An 8,963-nucleotide genomic window follows, 5' to 3' on the forward strand; every position below is an offset into this window, starting at 1 on the left:
GTAATGTTGATCAGAACAACATTAATGTTAAAGATCATAACAGCTGTTATGACAAAGTCAAAGAACTTGGCTATAAGGAGTTAATTGTGGAAAATGATGGTTGTATTGGAGCCCCAAATCTATATCGCTATAAAGTTCTTGATAATGACGAAAAGAAAGTCGCTGAATTTTATACATTAAAAGGGGTTAAGGACTATTTAGATAAAAAAAATAAAAAAGCTTAAGTTTGTGGCTTTCTTGATAAAAAATTGGTGATAATTTGTATTTACAGGACTTTTGTATATACAGTTTCATCAAGATTTTAATCAAGGAATACAGACATTTTAGATACTGCTAGCGAAATATAAGTTAACATCCAAAAAAATGATTTTGCCGTTGATTAAGTTGCAAAACTATAAAATGTTTTTCGACAATTACACGGAATATCAATGCTTTCAGGATGTTAAGAAATGTTTCGCCAGCAGTATCATTTTTCCGGGGTTTTGCATCTACAGTTTAACCACCAAACATGACCCTTAATTAAATATAGCGTTTATAGGACTCATGAGGTACAGTAACAACAATGAGTAAACCAGTTATGAATATTTTCTTGAGTCACCTTCAGCATTGCGGAGGTAATCCCATCAATTAAATCTTTATAGGTTCTTGCTCCGATTTTTTTCAAAGTACTTTTAACTTTTGAGCAAAAATTTTCTATCGGTTAAAATTCCGGAGAGTAGGGGGGTAAATAAACTAGTTTAGCTCCAGCTTCTTCAATCACTTCTCTTACCATTTATCCCACATTAATTTGGGCATTATCCATAACAACACAGGCATCTGGGGGGGCGACAAGCGCCCCCCCAGGCAGTAGACAGTAGACAGTAGACAGTCAACTGTGGTAATACATCGCTAGTTGATTAACTCTTGCCTCTTGCCTTTTTTGAATAGATTATATTCACTATTCAAAGAAAAATATTATAGCTTACATTGAGAGTAAAAAGTTTTTTTTTTGAATAGGATATCGGTGATCAAAATCCGACCAGAAGTTGATTCAGATCACAGGCACTTACTGAAACTCTATTTACATTGAATGAAATAAATGAAATTAAATTCCGGAGAAATAAGTAGGTGCCAGAAGACTTAAACGAGATTAAATCGACTCTAAAACAGATAGCTGATAAAGTCGAGGCTGGAGTAAAGCCAAAATTTAAGTGTAATGTTGATCAGAACAACATTAATGTTAAAGATCATAACAGCTGTTATGACAAAGTCAAAGAACTTGGCTATAAGGAGTTAATTGTGGAAAATGATGGTTGTATTGGAGCCCCAAATCTATATCGGTATAAAGTTCTTGATAACGACGAAAATAAAGTCGCTGAATTTTATACATTAAAAGGGGTCAAAGACTATTTAGAGAAACAACCTAAAAACGCTTAAGCCTCTGATAATCTTGATTTGAAATTGGTGATTATTTGTCTTTTCAGGAGTTTTGCATCTACAGTAAAATCAAGATTTTAATCAAGAAATACGGACATTTTTAATTCACTGGACTTTAGACTAAATTTTGGGATTTAACGAAACTTCATAAAAAGTATAGGACTTACGCAAATCCCTCAATTTAAATCTACCTGTAGGGTGGGCAAAACCTTGTCCACCCTACCCATGGAGTCTGTGCGTAAGTCCTGAAGTAATTAGGAATTGAAACCCATGCCTCAAGCACCAAAGAGCGTTTGAGATAGTCTTGGGTGATTTGATTATAGCGTTTATAGGATTTATGAGGTACACTTTTCAACCTCAAAGTCCCCCTTGATAAGGGGGACCAACGGAGGAGCCCTTTGTACCTCATGGCATATAAAATTGCTATATTTGTCTTTTTTGCCGAGTTTGGATTAGGGCTGCATTATCCAAACTCTTCAACTCGTCTTGCGTACACACAATTCCGTTATAGCACTGCCTAAAGACAAGTGCCTTAAAAATTGCTGTAATGACTATTTATCAAGGGTTTCAGTTGAATAAGTCAATGTGACTACTCAAGGGAGGCAAGTTTCTGATAAACGAGAATTAGTCTAAACTCCAGTGATAAAGATCAGAACAAAAGTTGATTTAGATCACAAACACTTACTGAAACTCTATTTACATTGAATGAAATAAATGAAATTAAATTCCGGAGAAATAAGTAAGTGCAAGAAGAGTTAAACGATCTTAAATCAAGGGTAAAAGCTCTAGAGGAAAAATTTGATCAGAAAGCTGGTCAAGTCGAGGCTGAAGAAAAACCAAAATTTGAGTGTTCTGTTGATACTCAAAAAATTGATGTCAAAGAGCATAACATCTGTTATGAAAAACTCAAAGAACTTGGCTATAAGGAGTTAATTTTGAGATATGATGGTTGTATTGGACGCCCAGATAAATATCTGTATAAAGTTATTGATAACGACGAAAAAAAAGTCCATGAATGTTTTTCATTAGAAGGTATCAAGGACTTTATAAAAAAACAGAGTAAAAAGGCTTAAGCCTCGGATAGTATTGATTATAAATTGGTGATTATTTGTATTTTCATGAATTTTGCATCTACAGTTTCATCAAGAGTTTAATCAAGAAATACATACATTTTTGATTCAGGTATTTTGCATCTACAGTTTTATCCCCAAACATGACCCTGAATTAAATAATTTAATTAAATAACTGGGTTCTAATCCAAATTTATCACTTAATTGAAGCCACATCATCTCTAATTATGAAATAATTTCAACCATAAAGATTGCCGACCATAGACACACTACGCACTAGCTTTTGCTGCTCCTGTTTTTGTTTCTCATCGCCACTATCATTAATAATTACTAGGATAGTAGAAATCTGATTAACATCAGAAGCATCAGGACAAGAGATAATACATAGATTCACACTGTGCTCTGCTTGAGTATTATGGGATACTAAGGTTTGAGCTGAATAATCTTGCCGACGTTCTTCTTCATTATTGGCCACTAATGCTAGATCGAACCATTCGGCAAAATTACCTTCTTTAATGTGGAGCAAGTCCCGTAAAGACTTCTCCTCAATATCTTTTAAACCAATAAAATCCTTAGCATGATCATTGGCTAGGATAATCTGACCGGTTTTATTGGTAAAAATTACACCACTAGATACATTAAAGACTAAATCTCGCTGCTCTAACTGTTGTTGCTTGACTTTACTAAACAGCTTGGCATTTTGGAGCGCTACACCCGCTTGAATATTAAATGCTTCCATCAAGTCTTGATCCCTACGATCAAAACTTGCCTTCCAGCAATCGGGAGGGTTGGGCCAATCGGCGGGATTGTATGGGGGAAAATTGCCCTGCTTCTTTTTATTGACTAATTGGGTAACAGCAATTAATTCATTATCGGCATTAAACACAGGCATCCCTAACAAACTACAGGTGCGATAACCGGTTTGACTATCAGTTTGTTTGGCAGTTTCTGAATTGGGATGGTCATAGAGATCAAACGGAATTATCAGTGGCTGTTTAGTAGTAACAACTTGACCAGCAAAGCCAGCTCCTTTGGGAATCCGAATTTCTTTTAATGTGCCATCAGCAACCGTTATTTTTGTCCATAATTCATCCTTTTCCTCATCTAACATCCAGACTGTGCTGCGATCAGCAGACATTAGCTCTTGAGCCTGATTCATCACTTTATTCAACGTTTCTTCTAGATCCAAGCTACTTTGACCCAGAGATTGTGTCGCATTTATCAATGCTGAAGCTATTCGTTGTTTCTGAGCTGCTTTATAAAATAAGCGAGAGGATTTAAGAATCATTTGAATGGAGCGGGCGAATTGCGCAAAAAGTTCTTCATCCTCTGGGGTAAAGCCTTTTGTATTAATTTTATCAGCTAAGGGCGCGTCTAAAACCGGCGGTTGTTTTAACTTATTGAGTAATTGGACAACAGCCACTAAATCTCCGTGTTCATCCAGTAAGGGTAAAGCCAGCATGGTATAAGTACGGTATCCAGTTTTGGTATCCCATTGCTTAGCAGTATTAGAACGGGTATCGTCATATAAATCGTAAGGAATATTGACAGTTTTCTTAGTTTGAGCAACATAACCAGCAATCCCTTTATCCGCAGGCACCCGAATCTCTTCTGAGTCTCCTCCTTCTCCCTTTGCCACAATTGACCATAGTTCATTTTTGGCTTCATCTAATAAAAAAATAGTCGTGCGATCCGCCTGGAGTATCTCTCCAGTTTTGAAGGTGATAGACCGTAACATTTCATTGAAAATGGAATCAAACCCTTCTCTGTCGATCAGAGTATCCATCATGGATAAGGTTTGATTAAAAACTCGTAAGTCTAATTCAAGGTTGGAAACAATATGTTTAAAACTTTCTGGGGTCAGGTGTTGAAGAGACTCATAGATAGTTTCCTTAGTCGTAGCCGCTAGGGCTGGATTAAGTTTCCCTTGTCGTCTGGCTTCTGAATACCGTTGAATTTCTTCTAACGCCTTTTTAAATTCTCGCTTTTCCCATTCTTGGCTAGTGGTCAAAAACTGATAATCTTGATGGCTTAAGCTTTTCCCAAGCGCCCATCTTAATGCATCCTGTAACTGTTGTCCCCCCAGGAGTCGGGATGTATCCTGACCATCGGAGTCTAACCAAGCAGTAATTTCCTTACTATATGGTCGTAAATTGGCTAATTCTTTATCTACCCAATTTTGGTTAAAAACAGCTTGATAAATACGGTTATAAATCCTTAATTTTTCTTGCTGCTCAACCACTAATCCCGATAGCCGCAATTCTATTTGTTCAGAGCTGTCATCAGACGCTATTTCTCCCTGTTGCAGAATTTGCTGATACAATCCCAGTAATCGCCCAGCCCGTTGCTCATTCTTAAGAAGACGATCGCGAATAGTTTTCAGATGCTCCGGATTATCATGAGATTTCCAATCATCAATCACTTGCGATCGCACTAATTGGTCAACCCACTCTGACTCACCACCTGTGGGGATACTAGATACAGAATCCAACAAGAGTTTACAAAGCTTTTGGGTCAAGAAAGGTTGACCTCCACTCCAGTACAATACCTGTTTCAGGACATCCTGGGGATTACTAATTTTTCCTTGTAATCCCTGGGCTAATGCCTGTGCTTCGTGCAACTGAAAACCATATAGCTGAATCGCCTGACCAATATTAAAGGGTGTGCGTTTTTTATCTTGAATTAAATCTGATGGTGTTGCTACTCCAAGTAGCACAAAGGTAAGGCGTTGGTAGTCTGACTTATCCACACGTTGATTATAGCAGGCGCGAATAAAGGCGAAAAAATCATCAGTGGGGAAATCGAGGCTAAGAACGCTATCAATTTCATCAATAAAAATTACAATATTTTGAGTAACTTGCTGGAGCAAAACCTCTTCAAGAAATTCTCTCAATCGCCGCACCGCAAATATCATTTCTCGCTCGCGCCACCAAGTGCGTAAATTAATATCTAGCTCGAAGTCTCTAGCCAGAGAGCGGACAATATTGGCATACCATTGATCGAGAGTGACATGCTGAGTACCATCCATGGATAAATCAATTACTGCACAGGCAACCCCATCCGCTTCAAGTCGGCGCATTACTTGCACTCGTAAGCTAGATTTTCCAGTCTGTCTTGAGTTCAATACATAACAAAACTTTCCAGCCTTCAATCCTTCATATAAATCATTATCTGCTTGTCGCTTAACATAGGTAAGAGCATCGGCTGGTAAAGTCCCTGAGTATATATATTCGTAGGTCATTTTATTTGTTAACTGTTGTTCGCGTAGGGTGGCCTTTTGGCCAAGGTTTAAGGTTGACGGTTTAAGGTTGAACGCGCACGCGTGGCCTTTTGGCCAAGGTTAACTGTTTAAGGTTGAAGGTTAACTGTTTAAGGTTGAACGCGCACGCGTGGCCTTTTGGCCAAGGTTGAACGCGCACGCGTGGCCTTTTGGCCAAGGTTGTTCGCCTTTGGCGTCCGTTGTCGGGTAGGTTTAAGGCTTAAGGTTTAAGGTTTAAAATTTAAGGTTGAACGCGCACGCGTGGCCTTTTGGCCAAGGTTGTTGGCCCTAGGCGTTCCCTTCGGGTAGGTTGAAGGTTGTTCGCCCATGGCGTCCCAATTCCTGTAAGTTTAAGGTTTAAGGTTATATGAAGTATGGATTCTGAACTGACCCACTCAGCACTCAGGCTCAAGCCGCTGCCAAAGGCGATCGCAAAAATACTTATGATATAAATCACAGCGAGGCATGACGCTATTCCCTTGCAACTTTACTAACCCCATGCTATATAACTTAAAGGCTTGCTCCGATGGGATAGTTACCCAGCTGTGTGCTTGAACCACTTTCTCCAACGCAGTTTCCAATTCTGGAGACTGTTTGAGATTTCCTAGGTGGCGTCGCAGATGGTCACTGAATGGTCCGGCTTCTGTGGGTGCCACCTCTAACAGTTGCGCTAGGGTAATCTGATGATATTTAATATAAGCTAAACCTTTCCGCAACAGATAAGGATGTCCTCCCACCATCGCCATCAGTTCCTCGACTTGTCTGGGATTCCCATTCAGTCCATAACGTCTGACTAACTCCTGTACTTGCTCTGTGCTAAACTCTGGCAACTCAATTTCCAATCCGACATTAGCCAGTGGTGAGTGATTGATATCCAAGGAGCCATAAATTTCTGTAGAATGTACTATCACCAACCGGAGTTTTTTCCAGATAGCGCTACTGCGATCGCCCCGCCTAGCGATGTCATACCAACCACGGAGAAGGCGACAAAAATCATCAGCAATAACGGGGTGTTCAAACACCAGATCAACTTTATCTATAACGAGCACTATCTGGCTTTCAATTTCTGCCAATAAATACTCCTGAAAGTAATCTGTGGTGTTACTATTACATCCAAAAATATCATCCCAATACTCATCCAACTTATTTGACAGCCCTAGAGTCTGACCAACTCTGGCACAGAACCACCGTGAGAATTTGCCGAGGTCCCTATAGACGGTACTATCGGCTAACTCAAAGCTTAAGGTCACAGCTTGATAACCTTGCTGCCTGAGCTCAGCCAGAACTCGTTCAATCAGGGAGGTTTTACCCATCTGCTGGGGTGCTTTGATCCGAATTAGAGCACCAGGCTTGACAATTGCCTCTAACAACTGATCTTCATAAGGAATGCGCTTGACATAAAAGTCAGCATAGAGAGGAACTGGCTTTTGTTGCCCTTCTGACTCTGGCATCGGTGGGACGATGAAAGATTTATATTTACTTAATAACTCTGGATTGACTAACTTAGGCTGATATTGACTAAATAGGTCAATTAACTGATTTCGGAGTGAGTAGTGTTCACCTGGTGCATTCCTCAGCTCAAATTTCTCGCACAGCTGCTGCACATGTTTTCTGACAGTAGCTTCTGTGATGTGTAGCGACTTAGCGATCGCTTGATCGCTTTGGCCCGCTAACATTTTCTTCAAGACCTCTCGTTTACGAGGTGTTAGCTGATCAAATGCTACAGTCAAATCTAGTTGATTCAATTTTTCTAAGAACATCTCAGTCTTGCCGATAGAGATTTTGAATAATCGGTTTTTTCCCCTAGACATAGCGTTTAGGTGGTTATCAAGATGCACCAAAAAAAGATAGTATTTATGCTAATTTTAAACCAATCCTAACTAGCTTATCGAAAAGCTGAGCTAGCCATGGGTTTGTGAAGATTTTTACACAAATTATGGATTAGACGTGGCTTGTGAGCCTTTTTCCACAAATTACCCTGATGTCTTCAACGCAGTATAAAGTTTGATTAATGGCAATCAAACCTATACGATGTTATAGATGTCTCAGTACTCTTTTGCCTTTTCCCTCAAGCTAAAACCCTGCGTCTGATGGCACTGAGTACTGGTAATATCATATCACTCCCTGTTGCACTTGTATTACCCAAAATTGGGAGCTTGATGGGTTGTGTTGATAAAGCGATCAACTTTTAGCTATCAGCTATCAGCTTGGTAGATACCTGATCCGAAGTGGGTGAAAACTTGACAAACCTAAGGTTAATACCTCGCCCCTTGTGCCGAACCTAACAAAGCTAAGTGCCTCAGGGCGAATGCTGAGGACTTTGATCTAGCGTTGATCTATATATAGGGATTGAGAGCTGCAAAACAAAACGTCGTTAGTAGTTAGTCAGACCAATGGCATTGCTGAAGGGCGGAATTAATATCAGTGGGGTGGGCATCCTGCCTGCGAAATGAAACGGGCAAGATGCCCGTTCCACGGCAAGATATCCGTTCCACAGGTGCGACCCGTGGCGAATTTAATTCTTAATGGGTCAAGCGCACCTAAAAGATGCCGGTTCCACCAAGATGCCCATTCAAAAAAACTATTAAAATCATTGCATAATTAAGCAATACCAGACCAATTAACTAACTACTAACCCCTAACCCCTAACCTGAAATCCCCCGGATGTGACCGTGGGGATGATCTGAAATCTAAATCAGGAGTTGCTGATATGTCTACTATGATGTTTAATCCTACCGAGATAATCATTGATACCTGTGTTAAAAATCTAGAGACAGGTTTCCACAGCACTTACGGCAGCCTTAAATCAGACTACTGTGAGCTGATTACTTGGGCTACCCACATGGCTCTGGAAAATATTGCTAATAGTGACGCTCTTTATCACAACATTGAACACACCGTCCTAGTCACCGTAGTTGGACAGGAAATCTTGTGGGGTAAGCACATCTGCGAAGGGAGCGTCTCCTGTGAAGACTGGTTGCACGTGATTATCTCCTTGTTGTGCCATGACATTGGCTATATCAAAGGCATCTGTCGCCAAGACCAACCAGACCAAGGATTGTATGCCACAGGAATAGACAATTTTATGATTACTCTCCCTACAGGTGCCACTGATGCCAGCCTTACTCCCTACCATGTAGACCGGGGTAAGCAGTTTATTGATGAACACTTTGGTAATCACCTGCTGATTGATACTAAGCAGATTAAGCACAATATTG

General features: G+C 39.9%; 6 protein-coding genes and 2 pseudogenes. 4 read left to right on the top strand and 4 right to left on the bottom strand.

From position 1 onward, the window contains the following. Window positions 1–224, top strand: a 224-nt coding sequence (locus tag F6J94_RS24940) for a hypothetical protein (RefSeq protein WP_293045094.1), incomplete at its 5' end; no start/stop codon positions are given. 317 nt (window positions 225–541) lie between these two features. On the opposite strand, the pseudogene F6J94_RS24945 reads toward F6J94_RS24940, so the two are convergent. Then, a pseudogene (locus F6J94_RS24945) lies at window positions 542–811 on the bottom strand (transposase); the annotation flags it as partial. 296 nt (window positions 812–1,107) lie between these two features. Between F6J94_RS24945 and F6J94_RS24950 the strand changes: the two are divergent. Both F6J94_RS24950 and F6J94_RS24955 read left to right on the top strand, forming a co-directional pair. Continuing rightward, window positions 1,108–1,416, top strand: a complete 309-nt coding sequence (locus tag F6J94_RS24950) for a hypothetical protein (RefSeq protein ID WP_293045097.1) — start codon at window positions 1,108–1,110, stop codon at window positions 1,414–1,416. Window positions 1,417–2,159: 743 nt separating this feature from the next. After that, the gene (locus F6J94_RS24955; protein WP_293022048.1) at window positions 2,160–2,489 is read left to right on the top strand and encodes a hypothetical protein; all 330 of its coding nucleotides are present in this window, start codon (window positions 2,160–2,162) and stop codon (window positions 2,487–2,489) included. Between the two features lie 235 nt (window positions 2,490–2,724). On the opposite strand, the gene F6J94_RS24960 is transcribed toward F6J94_RS24955, so the two are convergent. From F6J94_RS24960 to F6J94_RS24970, 3 genes are all read right to left on the bottom strand, one after another. Then, a complete protein-coding gene (locus tag F6J94_RS24960; protein WP_293045100.1) occupies window positions 2,725–5,727 on the bottom strand; it encodes an AAA-like domain-containing protein in 3,003 nt (1,000 codons plus the stop codon). 61 nt (window positions 5,728–5,788) lie between these two features. Continuing rightward, window positions 5,789–5,923 (bottom strand): hypothetical protein, encoded by a 135-nt coding sequence (locus tag F6J94_RS24965; protein ID WP_293045102.1) that lies wholly within the window; start codon window positions 5,921–5,923, stop codon window positions 5,789–5,791. A gap of 217 nt (window positions 5,924–6,140) precedes the next feature. Then, window positions 6,141–7,505 carry an AAA-like domain-containing protein gene (locus F6J94_RS24970; RefSeq protein WP_293045104.1) on the bottom strand — a complete coding sequence of 455 codons (1,365 nt, stop codon included), beginning with the start codon at window positions 7,503–7,505 and terminating at the stop codon, window positions 6,141–6,143. Between the two features lie 962 nt (window positions 7,506–8,467). Between F6J94_RS24970 and F6J94_RS24975 the strand changes: the two are divergent. Beyond that, window positions 8,468–8,963, top strand: a pseudogene (locus tag F6J94_RS24975) (metal-dependent phosphohydrolase); the annotation flags it as partial.

This window comes from Moorena sp. SIO1F2 (assembly GCF_010672755.1).
Classification (GTDB): Bacteria; Cyanobacteriota; Cyanobacteriia; order Cyanobacteriales; family Coleofasciculaceae; genus Moorena.